This is a genomic window from Vibrio sp. 1CM24A, from assembly GCF_023161725.1.
GTDB classification, from domain to species: domain Bacteria; phylum Pseudomonadota; class Gammaproteobacteria; order Enterobacterales; family Vibrionaceae; genus Vibrio; species Vibrio coralliirubri.
On record NZ_JALNTS010000001.1, the window covers coordinates 908,135 to 922,582 of the forward strand.

The window sequence follows — 14,448 nt, forward strand, 5'->3', positions numbered from 1 at the left end:
TTTAGAAACAACCCTTCCTCATAAAGCCGATTATAAAACACATTTGTCTTTAAGTGACGATAAAAGACAAAAACAGGAACAACTTACCAAAAAACCGTCTGTTTTTTGCTTCCTGTTAAATGGCCATAATTCATAGGTCAGCAAGGAACTTTGAGTTCCCACCAAAGCCTAATACAAGAGAAGTAATCATCATGAGAAAATACTATCTTAATAAGCTAAAAAGCACCTGTAGCAAGCTCGAAAGAGAAGCACTACGAACACTTATAGAGCTATGTAACTGGCGTTATTAGTACACTTTTAAGCACCGAGTTAACGCGAGTTGAGTACATCCTAATATGCTCCTACCCCCAATATGAGTTAGGTCTCAACTCGCTTTTCCATTCCAAATCCCCTCTCAACCCAGTTGTACCAATCGCTCACGCATTCGATAAATTTCTGTTGTCGACTCGACAAATTTAATTCGTTTTCTTAGTTAAACGAAAAGCCTTAAGGTTCGCCCCGAAGCAAGCAAGGAGCCTCAGAAAAACTGAAAGCTCAGCTAACAACTAATTTATTTGCAGTTACCAATCAGGTATTAACTAAGGAAACGCCATGCGTATCGCAATTCTTTCTCGCAACGAAAATCTATACTCTACTTCTCGCTTAAAAGCGGCTGGAGAAGCACGTGGTCACCAGGTCGATGTTATCGACACGCTGCACTGTGATATAGATATCGCGAGTAACAATCCGAAGATTCGCTACATGGGTGAAGAGCTACCTCAATACGATGCTGTTATTCCACGTATTGGCGCTTCCATTACCTTTTACGGAACTGCGGTTGTTCGCCAATTCGAAATGATGGGCACTTTTTGTATCAATGAGTCAGTTGCAATCAGTCGTTCTCGCGACAAACTGCGCTCACTACAACTGTTGTCTCGTAAAGGTATTGGTTTACCAAAAACAGGTTTCGCTAGCCGCCCAGACAAGATTCAAGACTTGATCAAAAACGTAGGTGGCGCGCCACTGGTTATCAAGCTTCTTGAAGGTACTCAAGGTATCGGTGTGGTTCTAGCTGAAACAAACAAAGCAGCAGAAAGCGTTATCGAAGCATTCATGGGCCTAAAAGCGAACATCTTGGTTCAAGAGTTCATTGAAGAAGCAAATGGCGCAGACATCCGTTGTTTTGTTGTTGGCAACAAAGTAATTGCAGCGATGAAACGTCAAGCTGGTGAGGGTGAATTCCGCTCTAACCTGCACCGTGGCGGTACAGCTCAACTGGTTAAACTAACCAAAGAAGAGCGCGCTACAGCAATCAATGCTGCGAAAATCATGGGTTTAAACCTATGTGGTGTTGATATTCTACAATCTAAGAATGGCCCTGTTGTAATGGAAGTTAACTCTTCTCCTGGCCTAGAAGGTATCGAGAAAGCGACAGGTAAAGATGTAGCAGACATGATTTTCGAATTCATCGAAAAAAATGCAAAACCAAACGCTAACCGTACTCGTGGCAAAGGCTGATTTAACGCCGTTAACTCATGATTGGAAATGACATGAACAATAAAATGATCATAGGGAATACAGAAGCACTTTGCTTACCAGAGTTAGGGATAACTGGACTACATACACGTGTTGATACAGGGGCTAAAACCTCTTCTCTACACGTAGACAATTTACTATGTGTAAAAACAGACGGTGAGAACTTCGTTGAATTCGATCTTCACCCAGACGTTTACCACCTAGAAGAGACAGTGCGCTGCAAAGCGAAGCTGAAAACAAGTAAAAGAATCAAATCATCGAACGGCGAAGTTGAACACCGTTGTGTGATTGAAACCATGCTAAAAATCGGCGGTCAGGAATGGCCTATCGATATCACGCTAAGCAACCGTCAAGATATGACTTATATGATGCTGCTTGGTCGTCAAGGCATGAGTGACAAAGTGATTGTTGATCCAGCGGGTGAATTCCTGCTGACTCACTAATCAGAGTCATCGTAACCGCTCCACAGGTTATAACTAAATAAGGCCAGTCTCATGACTGGCCTTATTGCTATCTATTTTTCTATTTCTACTTTCAGCTCTGAATACACGGCTTTGCATTCAGACTTCTGATCTATTTCTTAGATTTACCATGAGATTGAAAACCAAATAGCCAAATCGATAACAGTAATTTCTTGGTTTTGATTTTAGTCACTCGCCAATGCGTAACAGGCCTTCTTGGCGCACTCATTAACAGATGTTCAAAAGCTTTCTGACTGAAATCGACTTGGCCACCATGCGCCACCAGCAAGGTATCGAGCTGCATGTCATAAATGCGCGATACAGACGCTCGATACTTATTAGGGTGAAAGATAGGAAACGGCGGAATCAGCTTCTTCTTAACCTCAACCATTAAATCGGCCACATAAGCCACGCTGTGTGATGGGCAATAGACCGAGAGATCACGGTCGGTATGACCCGGGGTTTCTAGAACTAACCAATCATCAAATCCCGGAATGCTATCCCCATCTAAAAGCTTGTAATCAGGCTTTAATTTCCTTGAATACCACAAGTTCGCTTTCGGTTTTCCCAAGCGGTTCGCCATCCACCTAGCAAGCGCTAAGTCGGTCAGGTGCATCAAAATGCCATCAATGCCGTGATACCAGTCTTTATCTCGGTTTGCTGCCACCAAATGACAATTAGTAAGCTTTCTGAGCTTATGCGCAGCGCCAGCATGATCGGGATGCATGTGCGTCACAACCACAGTGTGTAGGTCGCTAAATTCACGGCCAAGATCATCTTCAATGAAAGCTTTAAGATGGGGTATATCCGCACGGCACGCGCCATCAAGTAACAGCAACCTATCTGGGTACTCTACGAGATACATGTCTTGGATATAGCCTTTGATGGTATGCAGCTGCAAAACCGCTCCTTGTGATAAAACAACTGGTCAGACCTATACAATAGCAAATCCAACTTCGATTGTGATCATTTTGTTAAAAACAACAACCTAAAACCGGATAGAGAACCCGAATCAAGATTTCTATTGGAATCCACTAAATTGCTCAAATCCAACGTTACTCAAATCCAATTCAACTTAGTGCAAATGGGAACAGATTCCAAAGATAGCCATCAATTTCATCTGATATTTATCAGCATTCTCGAATGCCCACATTGCCTTAAACCTTACTCTACAGGCCTTGCGATTCAAGCTGCCAACACCATTTATCGTAACGACAAAACATGTGATTTGTTGACCTGAGTTATTAGGACTATATATGCGCCTCTAATTTATTGTCTGAGTGCTATACATGAACCAATTAATCGATGCTCTTTCTACCCAAGGTTATTTCGTTTGGGATGACTTCTTAACTCAAGAAGAAGTGGTGGCATTGAGGGATTGCATTCCAGAGAACTGGAAAAAGGCTAGGATTGGCCGTAACGATGAAGTAACGCGAGAGTCGACCATCCGTAGTGACAAGATTCAATGGGTGCGCCGCGATATGGGTCAGCCAGCATCTCTGTTCCTAGACAAAATGGAACAAATTCGTTTAGCGGCAAACCAAGCGTTCTTTTTGGGTCTGTTCGAGTACGAAGCGCACTTTGCTAAATACGAAAAAGGCGACTTCTACCAGAAGCACTTAGACTGTTTCAAGGGCAATGAAAACCGCCGCCTGACCACTGTGTTCTATATGAACGACGAATGGACAGAAGAAGACGCAGGTGAGCTTGTGGTTTACGATCTAAAAGACAATCACATCGCGACCATTCCACCAAAGTCAGGCCGCTTATTTGTGTTCTTATCTGAACAGTTCCCACACGAGGTACTGCCGACAAACACAGAGCGATTCAGTATTGCAGGTTGGTTCCGTATTAACGGCGTGAAAGACAACCAACTCGATATCGCACACTAGAACAAAGCCAATTATTACAAGCTCTAGCTTATTCAAAGCCTCTCCTTAGAGAGGCTTTTTTATTGAACAAATATTGAGCGAGCATTGGATAACATACCTCTTAAAAACCGCATGCAATAAATATCAAAATCATCAATAACTTTTCTCTTAAACCAAATCGAAATGAATCTTTCATATCAGTGAAACGGTTTAGCCACTTAAGTGAAATACGCCCTGTTCAAGATAGCTTCAAACGACACCCCTACCGTCTCGTTAACACTCTAATCCAATACCTCGACATCGATTTCATCCAAAAGGAAACGAAGATGAATAAGCTAATTTTGGCAGGCGTTCTTTCTGCGACAGCGGCAATGCCAGCGTTCGCAACGACTCAAGTCACTTGGTGGCACGCAATGGGCGGCCAGCTTGGAGAAACAGTAAACAAAATTGCGACCGACTTTAATGCATCACAAGATGATTACCAGATCACGCCAATCTACAAGGGTTCATATACAGAGACCTTAACAGCCGGTATCGCGGCATACCGAGCAGGTGAAGCACCCAATATTCTACAAGTCTTCGATGCAGGCGCAGCAACCATCATGAACGCGAAAGACGTCGCCAAACCGGTACAGGATATTCTGGTTGAGTCGGGTTACAACTTTAATTCAAACGACTACCTAGCGGGCGTTCGTAACTTCTATGCCGACAACCAAGGCAAGATGGTTGGTATGCCTTTCAACAGTTCGACACCGGTTCTTTACTACAACAAAGATCTTCTTGCGGAAGTCGGTGCAGAGGCGCCTAAAACTTATGAAGAACTAGAAATCGTTGCTAAGAAGCTTAAGGCAGAAGGACACATCGCGTTTTCTCAATCTCTGACACCGTGGATCATGTTCGAGAACTTTAAGTCTCGCCACAATCTACCGGTCGCAGATCAAAACAACGGCTACGACGGCCTATCCACTAAAATCATGTTCAACACCAAAGACATGATGATGCACGTTAGCAAGATGAAAGAGTGGTCAGATCTAGGTTACTACAAGTATTACGGCAGCGACTGGGATGCAAACCAAACCCCTTTCGAGCGACAAGAAGTGGCTATGTGGATGGGTTCTTCAGGCTCATTCGGTGGCTTACGTAACCGCGTGCCTTTCGAACTCGGCACCACATACCTTCCATACTGGAAATCAGTTAACCCGGATGCGGGCTTAACCTTCATTGGCGGGGCAGCTCTGTTTGCACTCAATGGCCATGACCAACAGCAAGACAAAGGTGTCGCAGCGTTCTTTGACTACCTGACTAAACCTGAAACTCAAGTTTATTGGCACAAAACCACTGGCTATGTACCTGTAACAACAGCTGCCTATGAGCTAGCGAAAGAGTCTGGCTACTACAATGAACAACCAGACGCAGAAGTGGGCGTAAAGCAGCTAAGCCTAAAATCGGGCGAGTGGACTAAGGGCTACCGCTTAGGTTACTACCCTCAAATTCGTGAAGTGATGCATCGTGAGTTCGACAATATCTTCGCCGACCGCTCTAGCGTCGAGAACAGCCTAGATAAAGTCGAAGATGAGAGCAGCAAACTGCTGAAACGCTTCGCTCGTACGATGAACTAATTTAGCTTTTTAACCAAAGCAGATTACTGAGCTTGAGGCTTAACAACCCAAAGCTGTTCATTGCTCCTCACCACTTGTCACTGCGTCATTAAAAACGTAATGGCAAGGAGTGAGGAGATTCTTCACTAGCGCCATTTCTTGCTCCAAAAACTACAACTCAACTGGATGCATTCCTTTGCTATAGCGCTAGTGCTCACCGTAACTAACAGTGATAACAGTCACTAATTTTTGGGGATTACCCTGTGGAACGACGTCAGCAATTCTTTCACTCTCCGCTGCCTTACCTATTTTTGGCGCCTCAGATACTCATCATTGCGGTTTTCTTTATCTACCCAGCGGCCAAGGCGGTTTACCTGTCTTTCATGCTAGAAGACCCTTGGGGCACCTCATCGATATTCGTGTGGTTCGAGAACTATCAAATGCTGTTCGAATCGAGCGAGTATCTGAACTCGATTGGCTTCACCTTAATGTTCGCAATCGTGATCTCTTTCTTATCGCTTGCCTTAGCGCTGCTGCTCGCGGTTAAAGCAGACAACATCATTCACGGACAAGGCGCTTACAAGGTCACGCTTACTTGGGTTTACGCGGTTGCTCCTGCGATTGCAGGCGTAATCGGTGCTTTCTTGTTTAACCCACACATTGGCGTGTTTACCGAGATATTTGCGGTTATTGGCTGGGACTTTAGCTTCCAAACCGACCCTTTAGATGCCACGTTTGCTCTGATTCTGGTTTCGGTGTGGAAACAGGTTTCGGTGAATTTCATCTACTTTCTGGCTGGGCTTCAATCGATCTCTTACGCCGTAAAAGAAGCGGCGATGCTGGATTGTGTCAGCGACTCAAAACGTTTCTGGACCATTACTTTCCCGCTACTCGCACCTACAGGCTTCTTTCTTCTGGTCATCAACCTCACCTACTCGTTCTTTGAAACCTTTGGCGTGATCGACACCATGACCAATGGCGGCCCGGGTGGCGGCACAACGTCGTTGGTGTACAAGGTGTATCGAGACGGGTTTGTTGGCGCAGATTTAGGCGGCAGCTCTGCGCAGTCAGTTGTGTTGTTGTTACTGGTGCTCACTCTTACATTTATCCAGTTTCGCGTTGTAGAAAAGCGTGTTCATTACTAGCCCATCACAGCTAGGTTTTAACGCGACAGGAGTTATTTATGAAAAGTAATAAGGTCTCTGACCACCTAATTCTAATTGCTGGGATGCTGTTCATGTTGGTCCCTATCTGGCTAATCTTCGCCAGCTCAACGCATAACCCGAACACCATTGTCAGCGAAGGCCTGCAATGGCTTCCGGGCGATAACTTTACGGCCATTTATAGCGAAGCTTGGAACAAAAGCATGGGCTTCAGTGGCGAAGTCACCGCCAGCAAAATGATCGCCAACTCAATGATCATGGGGTTAGGTTTTGCGATCGGTAAGATCATCATTTCGATGATGGCCGCGTATGCTTTGGTCTACTTCAGGTTGCCTTATGCCACAGCTTGGTTCTGGTTGATCTTCGTGACGCTTTTACTGCCATTAGAAGTGCGTATTATCCCTTCCTATGAGGTTGTCGCTGGGCTTGGGCTTCTTAATAGCTACACAGGTTTAATTCTGCCTTTGATCGCCTCAGCCACCGCGACGTTCTTTTTTAGGCAGTTCTTCAAAACCATCCCCGATGAATTGTTAGAAGCAGCTCAGCTAGATAACGCAGGTCCGTTTCGATTCTTTGTCGACATCTTATTGCCACTGTCTAAAACCATGATTGCCGCGATCTTCATCATCATGTTTGTAGTGGGTTGGAACCAATATCTATGGCCAATCATGATGACCACGGACGAAGGCTACAACACCATCGTGATGGGCATCAAACAAGTACTCAACAACATCAATGAAACCAGTTTACCGCGCTACGACTATGTTTTTGCCATGGTGATTTTAGCTATGTTGCCACCCGTTTTAGTGGTGGTTGTATTTCAGCGTTGGTTTGTAAAAGGGCTAGTAGAAAGTGAAAAATAATAACGACATAAATCAAATGAACGATAACCGCATTCAATCATTCGCTGAGTACAAGATGTCTCACCTGCCTTCTCACCAAGCTATCCATAAAAATACAGAGGACACCCCGATGCCAAAGTTAAAACAAACGTTAGGGCACACCCAAGCTACTCACAACCATACGCACAAAGCACCTACCATGTTAGGCATCAAAAACTTGGTAAAGACTTATGAGAACGGTCATCGTGCAGTGAAAGATGTCTCGCTTGATATCGAAAAGGGTGAATTTCTTGTATTGGTTGGCCCATCGGGCTGCGGCAAGTCTTCTATCCTGCGTTCAATTGCAGGGTTGGAAAGCATCTCTGGCGGTGAGATTCACTTGGGTGGGCGCCGTGTTGATAACGAAAAGCCAGCTCAACGCGATATCGCAATGGTCTTTCAAAATTACGCACTCTACCCCCACATGACGGTGTACAAAAACCTCGCTTATGGTTTAAAGAACCGAGGGGTCAGCCAACACGTGATTGAAGAGAAGATTGAGAAAGTCGCCAAGACACTAAAAATCGAAGAATACCTAGACCGCAAGCCAGCCAAGCTTTCAGGTGGTCAGCGCCAGCGTGTTGCTATGGGGCGAGCGATCGTTCGCGACCCTCAACTGTTCTTGTTTGATGAGCCTTTGTCTAACCTAGACGCCTCATTGCGTGCTCACATGAGATTAGAAATCAAAAAGCTGCAACGCGAGCTAGGCGTAACCAGTGTTTACGTGACCCACGACCAAGTCGAAGCCATGACACTGGCAGATAGAATTGTGGTTCTCAACAAAGGCCAAATAGAACAAGTCGGCACACCAAGAGAAGTCTACCACCAGCCTGCCAGCACCTTTGTGGCAAGCTTCATTGGTAGCCCCGCGATGAACTTCTTAACTGCCACGCTCGATGATGGCTATCTTGAAATCGGCGATCAACAAATGTATCTGCCAGAGTACGCGCACGTTAAGGACGCGACTATCACGCTTGGCATTCGCCCTGAACACTCTGAGGTTTGTTCCGAATTAAAGATGAACACCTTGCCTCTCGAACTGCGTATCAATGTGGTTGAGCCGTTGGGGCCGAATCAATTGGTTCATGGCCTGGTGAACGATCAACCCTTTATCGCCGTCACGCCAGAAACGACACTATGCCAAGTACTGCCACTCGGATTAAGCATTGATAAATCCAACCTGCATATTTTCGACAGTAGTGGGAAGCGTATTCAACCGAATAACTTTACTTCACAAGAGTCACGCGAAGAGACGACAAGCATAACGACGGCTCTCGCTTAATCGAGTACACTGATATTTAATGCGTTTTTACGGTGCGTCTTTAAGAAGGATTAATTATGTCGTCTATCATCGTAGGTCATCGGGGTGTAGCAGGTACTCACCCAGAAAATACCAAAGCAAGCATTGAACAGGCCGCTAAACTCGGCTTGAAATGGATTGAAGTAGATATTCAGCCAACTCAAGATGATCAACTTGTGGTTTGTCACGACCACACCCTTGAGCGCTGCAGCGATGGCAAGGGTCGTGTCGACGAACATACCCTTGCAGAACTGCGTCAGCTCGATTTTGGCAGTTGGAAGTCTGAGCAGTTCGCTGGTGAAAGGATATTGACGTTGGAAGAGTTGCTCGCGCTTGTTGAGCAGCATGATCTCAGCGTGAACTTAGAGATCAAAGTAGACAGTCGACATCAAGCGCCTCATGTCGTTGATTTGCTGCATACCGAGTTGATTCGTTCAAATCTAGACACCGACAGAGTGCTGCTTTCAAGTTTCAGCCATCAAGTCGTTTCTGAAATGGCCCGTCACCTGCCGAGATACCGAGTTGGTGTGATCACAGAACAACTGACTCAAGCCGACTTGATGTTGATTGACGAGGTTAAAGCGTTCAGCTGTCACATGAACTACGAGCATGTGAATCAGAGCGATCTTGATACACTCAGTGAAGCAAACATCCAAACATGGTGCTATACAGTAAACGATCCGTCTCACTTCAAATTCATCTCAAAAGTAGATGCCGTATTCACTGATTTTCCGAATCAATTTACCTCTATAAATTGACCAAACGAATACCGCAAAAGCAACCCCGAGAGACTTTAAAATTAACTCTCGGGAAACCTTAAAATTAGGTAGCAAACACAAGTGAGTAGGAGTACATTCCGCTACTCACTTGGTTTCATTAGCTCGCTCTATTTAGACAGCTTCATTGGTTACTTAATTTATGGATCTCATTTTTAGTCCAACCTTCCCAATTTTGGGTGCAATCTTCATTTTCGCCGCTATTGTTCGTGGCTTCTCAGGTTTCGGTTTCACCTTAGTGGCATTGCCATTAAGTGCGTTATTCGAGCCTGTTATCGAACTGGTTCCCGTCTTCATGTTGATCGATCTCCTAGGCAATGTTCAATTACTGCCTAAAGTTCGAAAGCATGTTAACTGGCGCTGGGTTTTAAAGGTATTTATCCCTTGTTTTGCCTTCACACCAGTCGGCTTACTTCTGCTTAAATCCGTTAGCCAAGACACGATCATCTTGATCATCAGTGCCTTCATTTTTGCGTCTGCACTTATGATCTACAAAGGTTTCCAGTACAAAAGCGAACCTAGATTTGCTCCCTATATTCTAGGCAGCCTTGCGGGTGTAATGAACGGCGCGGCTTCGATGTCAGGGCCTCCAATTGGCACTCATGCATTGGCAAGCCCAGTCGCTCCGCACATTGCCAGAGCTGGCTTGATAGCCTTCTTTGTATTGGCAGATTCTACTGCATTTGTTTCGGCATCTATCGCTGGGTTAGTCGACCGTGATGTCGTTTGGCTGACTCTCGCGCTTCTACCAAGCAGCATGTTTGGCGGTTATGTGGGTTCTAAACTGTTCGAGAGATTTGGTGGAGCGAAGTTTAAGCCAGTCACCATTGCATTGCTGATTGTGATTGCAATATTCAGTGCTGGTCGAGTCTTACTGTAACGGCTTTAACGTTTAATTTTGGAGGTTGCTTTTACGAATTAGTTTCGCGAATTGATTGCGCTAATTGACTGCGGAAAGTGATTAAGAAAATTGGGTACCAATGACTACCATTCGATATGGATAGGGGTACCCATTTTTACAAGTTGGAGAAACTCATCCATATCTTGATTGGTTAATGCGATACAGCCATCCGTCCAATCAAAGCTTTGAATAAAGCTCGGTGAACGACGCTCACCATTTTTGATGCCATGGATTTTGATGTTCCCTCCGGGGTCTACGTCATTTTGCTCTGCCCATTGCATATCCGAAGGTTGCGGATAGTTAATATGTACTGAGCGATAAAAGTCCGACTCTTCCATCACATAATCGAGCTGGTATTCCCCTTCCGGCGTTCGGTTGTCCCCTTCAAAGCGTTTATGCCCTTTCGGTTGTTTGCCTAGCGCAATACGAAACTCCTGAATCACCTCCTCACCTTTAAGCAAATACATCCTACGTTTCGATTTATCGACTTTAACTAACGTGACCACTTGCGACTGCGAATCTACCTCAGAAGCACTATTTGGTACGTTGTAAAACTGTCGTGAGGAACTTTGAGGTGGACGTTTCGATGACCCTTGAGACAGCTGAGCTACCTTTTCATCAGGGCTACTGTTAAGAACATCATCCACAATAATCACATGCTTGGAGCTTGAGCTCGTAGAAGAGGTTGAATTAGATGAAGACGTTGAGACACGTTGAGAATGAGCCGGTGCAGACTCGAATACGATGGTTTCGATAGCGGTCGCGTCAGAGACTATTTTCTCGACCACGACTTGCTCAGCATTCGCGTTCGAAGCCACAAACAGTAAACACAGTGATAAAGGCAGAAACAGACGCACCTTTAGATCTCCTCAAAACGCATGGACATGATTCGTGACTGAGTTTCCATTCCTAACGACTCATAGAAACCCTGAGCTTGTTGGTTAAACTCCATTACCTCCAACCTAAGTTCTATCGCTCCTCTCGCCTGCGCCCATTGATTAAACGACTTCATTAACGCTCGACCAGCACCTTGGCTCTGAACCTGATCGTTCACCACAATCGTATTCACCCTTGCCACCTTGTGCGGCTGAATAAAACTGACGCCTTTATTCTGCGTTACCTTACCCGCTAAAAAGCCAACGACTTGCTTGTCATCGACTGCAACCAAGAAAGCGCCAAGTGGGTCAAGCATCAAACCTAACCAATACTCTTCACTGTCGGCCAAGCCTTGTGACGCTGGCGCAAATACCATAGGCGCACCAAGATGATGTTGACTGTTTATCTGCTCAGAGAGCGCTAAGATCGCGTTAATATCAGTTACCTTGGCCGTCCGGATTTGCATATCATCACCTTGTTTGAATTCAATAACACCTTAGCAAAAATGGCTTAGTTGTGCACCGTTACACTAGTCAACTCAGACGCTCTGTGAAGGCTGATTATTAATATTAGGCACTATGTTTAGGGAAATTTTTCCGCAAATCTCAGGCACATTGCCAGCCGTTGAGTGCTACTATCTCTGCAGAATCAATATAATAACGACGACTAACGACTGGATACCCATATGATTAAGTTTGCTGTAATTGGAACCAATTGGATTACACAAAAGTTTGTTCAAGCTGCTCACAAATCTCAATCGATGCAACTTGCTGCGGTTTACTCTCGAAATCTAGACAGCGCGGCACAGTTCGCCCAAGAATTTGACGTTGAAACCACGTATGACTCACTCGACGCATTAGCCAATGACAACACTGTTGAAGCCGTGTACATCGCTTCCCCGAACTCACTGCATTGCGAGCAATCTATCTTTATGATGGAACACGGCAAGCATGTCATCTGTGAAAAGCCTGTCGCATCGAATGTTAAAGAAGCAACACGCATGTTTGAGGTCGCTCAGAAGAACGGTGTGGTGCTGTTTGAGGCGTATAAATCTCAATTCCTACCGAACTTTAAGCAAGTTCAACTTGGGTTAGAAAAGATTGGCAAGGTACATAAAGCACACATCAACTACTGCCAGTATTCATCGCGCTACCAAAAATATCTAAACGGCGAGAACCCAAATACCTTCAACCCAGCTTTTTCTAACGGCTCATTGGTCGATATTGGCTTTTACTGTGTTGCCGCGACAGTCGCGTTATTTGGCAAACCTGAAAATGCACAGGCTTCTGCAAAGCTACTTGATTCAGGTGTCGATGCTCATGGCTGTGCGATCTTCCAGTATCCAGAATTTGACGTAACGCTCGCTCACTCCAAAGTCAGTGACTCTTATGCGCCAAGCGAGATCCAAGGTGAATTAGGGGCGATCATCATCGATCACATCGCTGAATGTACTGACGTTAAGATCCGCTACCGCGATGGCACAGTAGAAAACCTGACTCAAGCACAAAGCGAAAACTCCATGAGTTACGAAGCGCAGGCCTTTGCTAGCTGCATTGCTGGCGACAACGCAACACAAGCGCAGGCCCAACTGCGCGCTTTAACGGTTGCTAAGTTAATTACAGAGATGCGCCAACAAGTTGGTGTCGTGTATCCAGCGGATAAATAAAGGCACAGTGTCAGTTAACAAACTGATTTTTAAGACATATTGATTTATGCATAACTAAATTTAATCTTTACGACAAATAACCGGATTAGTTGATTGGGGTCCCATCTGTTTAAATCCGCGTTCGATATCTATCGTATTTATTTAATTTATTGAAGGTGTGTAAAGTGTTTTCAGTTGATGATCGCGTTGTAGCAACAAAAGGTGTTGAACTAGGTGAAATGGTAGTAACTGGCCTAAGTGCTGGTGGCGGCTACGTTCACGTTACAACGGTAGAAGGCGCAATGACGCTTACTTACCCAGCGCAAGATCTTAAAAAAGCATAGTTTAACCACTCTGCCCTTTTAGTAGTCACTCTACTAAAGGTAACAAAATTGAGGCTTTGGCTGACTTCACTCTTCTGCATTAGAGTGAGCAGCCAGAGCCTTTTTTATGCCCGTCATTTACCCACCAGCTTTATCATTCGCTTACTCGTTACAATAAAACCGCACTCAACTGACAATAGAATTAGGCAACGAGTTTCTACACTAGGTGCTTATTCTCATCGTTCTCTTGATATCCCCGAGCACTTAATCGCAGTGAATAGTTCTTGTTAACAAAGGCTTATTGTCTGCGAAAGTTTCTGGTACATTAGCATCATCTTATACTAAGAATGACCCGAATGAGGGAAGCTATGAAGCTTTACATTTACGACCACTGCCCTTTCTGTGCAAGAGTCTCCTACATTGCTCAATCGCTAGGCTTGAACATTGAGCTTGTTTCTGTCGATTATGATGATGCCCAAACCCTTATCGATCTGATCGGTAAAAAGATGGTACCCGTCTTACAAAAAGACGATGGCTCTATCATGGCAGAGAGCCTAGATATCATCGCTTACTTCATGGACTTGAAATCAAGCGATGAGCAGCGTGTGCCATCAGAGCAAGTGACGGCGTTCCAAACTCGCGCATTCCCTCTTACTCAACAGATTGGACGCCCACGTTGGTGGAACCTCGACTTGGCTGAATATCGCTCTGCTGGAGCCAAAGAAGCTTGGCGTGCCAGTAAAGAGACCGAAGGTTTTAACTTTGAAGAACTGTTAGAAAAGACGCCTCAGTTCGTTCAACTGATTAACCCATTACTGAAAGATGCCGAACTATTACTGGATCTAGAGAATGGTGAGTCATCACTGCCTCTAGTCGATCAAGCGGTGTATTTCTCGATGCTTCGTGGCTTTTGCGTAGAACCAAGCATCAGTTGGCCACCAGCACTTGAACGCTGGTTAGAAAAGAAAAGCGAAACGCTAAAGCTGTCTTTACTTCGCTAGAAAGCAAGCTCTGATTAAGAAAACAAGCTCTGATTCGCAAGCGACTACAACGAGCACAAACAAAAAATCGAAGGTCTCAGGTGTAAACTGCGAGCTTCGATTTTCTTTTATCTGGCCATTCTATTTCTCTAAGGCTT

Annotated in this window: 15 protein-coding genes; 12 read left to right on the forward strand and 3 right to left on the reverse strand. The window is 45.0% G+C overall.

Annotated elements, in window-relative coordinates; translation table 11 throughout:
• Positions 1 to 591: 591 nt before the first annotated feature.
• Positions 592 to 1,497: a 30S ribosomal protein S6--L-glutamate ligase gene (rimK, locus tag MSG38_RS03805; protein WP_019824669.1), complete on the forward strand. Its 906-nt coding sequence runs from the start codon at positions 592 to 594 to the stop codon at positions 1,495 to 1,497.
• 32 nt (positions 1,498 to 1,529) lie between these two features.
• Complete coding sequence (locus tag MSG38_RS03810) at positions 1,530 to 1,958, forward strand: RimK/LysX family protein (RefSeq protein ID WP_019824668.1); 429 nt, start codon at positions 1,530 to 1,532, stop codon at positions 1,956 to 1,958.
• A 130-nt stretch (positions 1,959 to 2,088) separates the two neighbouring features.
• On the opposite strand, the gene MSG38_RS03815 is transcribed toward MSG38_RS03810, so the two are convergent.
• The gene (locus MSG38_RS03815) at positions 2,089 to 2,877 is read right to left on the reverse strand and encodes an MBL fold metallo-hydrolase (protein WP_248401027.1); all 789 of its coding nucleotides are present in this window, start codon (positions 2,875 to 2,877) and stop codon (positions 2,089 to 2,091) included.
• Positions 2,878 to 3,265: 388 nt separating this feature from the next.
• Here MSG38_RS03815 and MSG38_RS03820 point away from each other — a divergent pair, with 388 nt between their 5' ends.
• From MSG38_RS03820 to MSG38_RS03850, 7 genes are all read left to right on the forward strand, one after another.
• Positions 3,266 to 3,868: a 2OG-Fe(II) oxygenase gene (locus MSG38_RS03820; RefSeq protein ID WP_017071587.1), complete on the forward strand. Its 603-nt coding sequence runs from the start codon at positions 3,266 to 3,268 to the stop codon at positions 3,866 to 3,868.
• Between the two features lie 305 nt (positions 3,869 to 4,173).
• Positions 4,174 to 5,466, forward strand: a complete 1,293-nt coding sequence (locus MSG38_RS03825; protein ID WP_248401028.1) for an extracellular solute-binding protein — start codon at positions 4,174 to 4,176, stop codon at positions 5,464 to 5,466.
• A 242-nt stretch (positions 5,467 to 5,708) separates the two neighbouring features.
• A complete protein-coding gene (locus MSG38_RS03830) occupies positions 5,709 to 6,590 on the forward strand; it encodes an ABC transporter permease subunit (RefSeq protein ID WP_248401029.1) in 882 nt (293 codons plus the stop codon).
• 38 nt (positions 6,591 to 6,628) lie between these two features.
• A complete protein-coding gene (gene ugpE / locus MSG38_RS03835; RefSeq protein ID WP_017060566.1) occupies positions 6,629 to 7,471 on the forward strand; it encodes a sn-glycerol-3-phosphate ABC transporter permease UgpE in 843 nt (280 codons plus the stop codon).
• Complete coding sequence (locus MSG38_RS03840; RefSeq protein ID WP_248401030.1) at positions 7,461 to 8,771, forward strand: sn-glycerol-3-phosphate import ATP-binding protein UgpC; 1,311 nt, start codon at positions 7,461 to 7,463, stop codon at positions 8,769 to 8,771. The genes ugpE and MSG38_RS03840 overlap by 11 nt, the downstream gene beginning before the upstream one ends.
• Before the next feature lie 56 nt (positions 8,772 to 8,827).
• A complete protein-coding gene (locus tag MSG38_RS03845) occupies positions 8,828 to 9,547 on the forward strand; it encodes a glycerophosphodiester phosphodiesterase family protein (protein WP_048609028.1) in 720 nt (239 codons plus the stop codon).
• Positions 9,548 to 9,707: 160 nt separating this feature from the next.
• Complete coding sequence (locus MSG38_RS03850; protein ID WP_050645840.1) at positions 9,708 to 10,445, forward strand: sulfite exporter TauE/SafE family protein; 738 nt, start codon at positions 9,708 to 9,710, stop codon at positions 10,443 to 10,445.
• A 104-nt stretch (positions 10,446 to 10,549) separates the two neighbouring features.
• On the opposite strand, the gene MSG38_RS03855 is transcribed toward MSG38_RS03850, so the two are convergent.
• Entirely contained in the window at positions 10,550 to 11,323 is a 774-nt protein-coding gene (locus MSG38_RS03855; protein WP_248401031.1) for a L,D-transpeptidase family protein, read from the reverse strand.
• Between the two features lie 2 nt (positions 11,324 to 11,325).
• The gene (locus MSG38_RS03860) at positions 11,326 to 11,808 is read right to left on the reverse strand and encodes a GNAT family N-acetyltransferase (protein WP_248401032.1); all 483 of its coding nucleotides are present in this window, start codon (positions 11,806 to 11,808) and stop codon (positions 11,326 to 11,328) included.
• Between the two features lie 219 nt (positions 11,809 to 12,027).
• Between MSG38_RS03860 and MSG38_RS03865 the strand changes: the two genes are divergently transcribed.
• The 3 genes from MSG38_RS03865 to grxB all read left to right on the forward strand — a co-directional run bounded on the left by MSG38_RS03865 (position 12,028) and on the right by grxB (position 14,311).
• A complete protein-coding gene (locus tag MSG38_RS03865; RefSeq protein WP_248401033.1) occupies positions 12,028 to 13,008 on the forward strand; it encodes a Gfo/Idh/MocA family oxidoreductase in 981 nt (326 codons plus the stop codon).
• A gap of 164 nt (positions 13,009 to 13,172) precedes the next feature.
• Positions 13,173 to 13,331: a hypothetical protein gene (locus MSG38_RS03870; RefSeq protein WP_004733064.1), complete on the forward strand. Its 159-nt coding sequence runs from the start codon at positions 13,173 to 13,175 to the stop codon at positions 13,329 to 13,331.
• A gap of 347 nt (positions 13,332 to 13,678) precedes the next feature.
• Positions 13,679 to 14,311, forward strand: coding sequence for a glutaredoxin 2 (gene grxB / locus MSG38_RS03875; RefSeq protein ID WP_248401034.1), 633 nt, complete (start codon positions 13,679 to 13,681; stop codon positions 14,309 to 14,311).
• Positions 14,312 to 14,448: the final 137 nt, after the last annotated feature.

Coding starts and splice junctions, on each gene's coding strand:
- rimK (WP_019824669.1), top strand. CDS start 592: ATGCGTATCGCAATTCTTTCTCGCAACGAAAATCTATACTCTACTTCT.
- MSG38_RS03810 (WP_019824668.1), top strand. CDS start 1,530: ATGAACAATAAAATGATCATAGGGAATACAGAAGCACTTTGCTTACCA.
- MSG38_RS03820 (WP_017071587.1), top strand. CDS start 3,266: ATGAACCAATTAATCGATGCTCTTTCTACCCAAGGTTATTTCGTTTGG.
- MSG38_RS03825 (WP_248401028.1), top strand. CDS start 4,174: ATGAATAAGCTAATTTTGGCAGGCGTTCTTTCTGCGACAGCGGCAATG.
- ugpE (WP_017060566.1), top strand. CDS start 6,629: ATGAAAAGTAATAAGGTCTCTGACCACCTAATTCTAATTGCTGGGATG.
- MSG38_RS03845 (WP_048609028.1), top strand. CDS start 8,828: ATGTCGTCTATCATCGTAGGTCATCGGGGTGTAGCAGGTACTCACCCA.
- MSG38_RS03850 (WP_050645840.1), top strand. CDS start 9,708: ATGGATCTCATTTTTAGTCCAACCTTCCCAATTTTGGGTGCAATCTTC.
- MSG38_RS03860 (WP_248401032.1), bottom strand. CDS start 11,808: ATGCAAATCCGGACGGCCAAGGTAACTGATATTAACGCGATCTTAGCG.
- MSG38_RS03865 (WP_248401033.1), top strand. CDS start 12,028: ATGATTAAGTTTGCTGTAATTGGAACCAATTGGATTACACAAAAGTTT.
- grxB (WP_248401034.1), top strand. CDS start 13,679: ATGAAGCTTTACATTTACGACCACTGCCCTTTCTGTGCAAGAGTCTCC.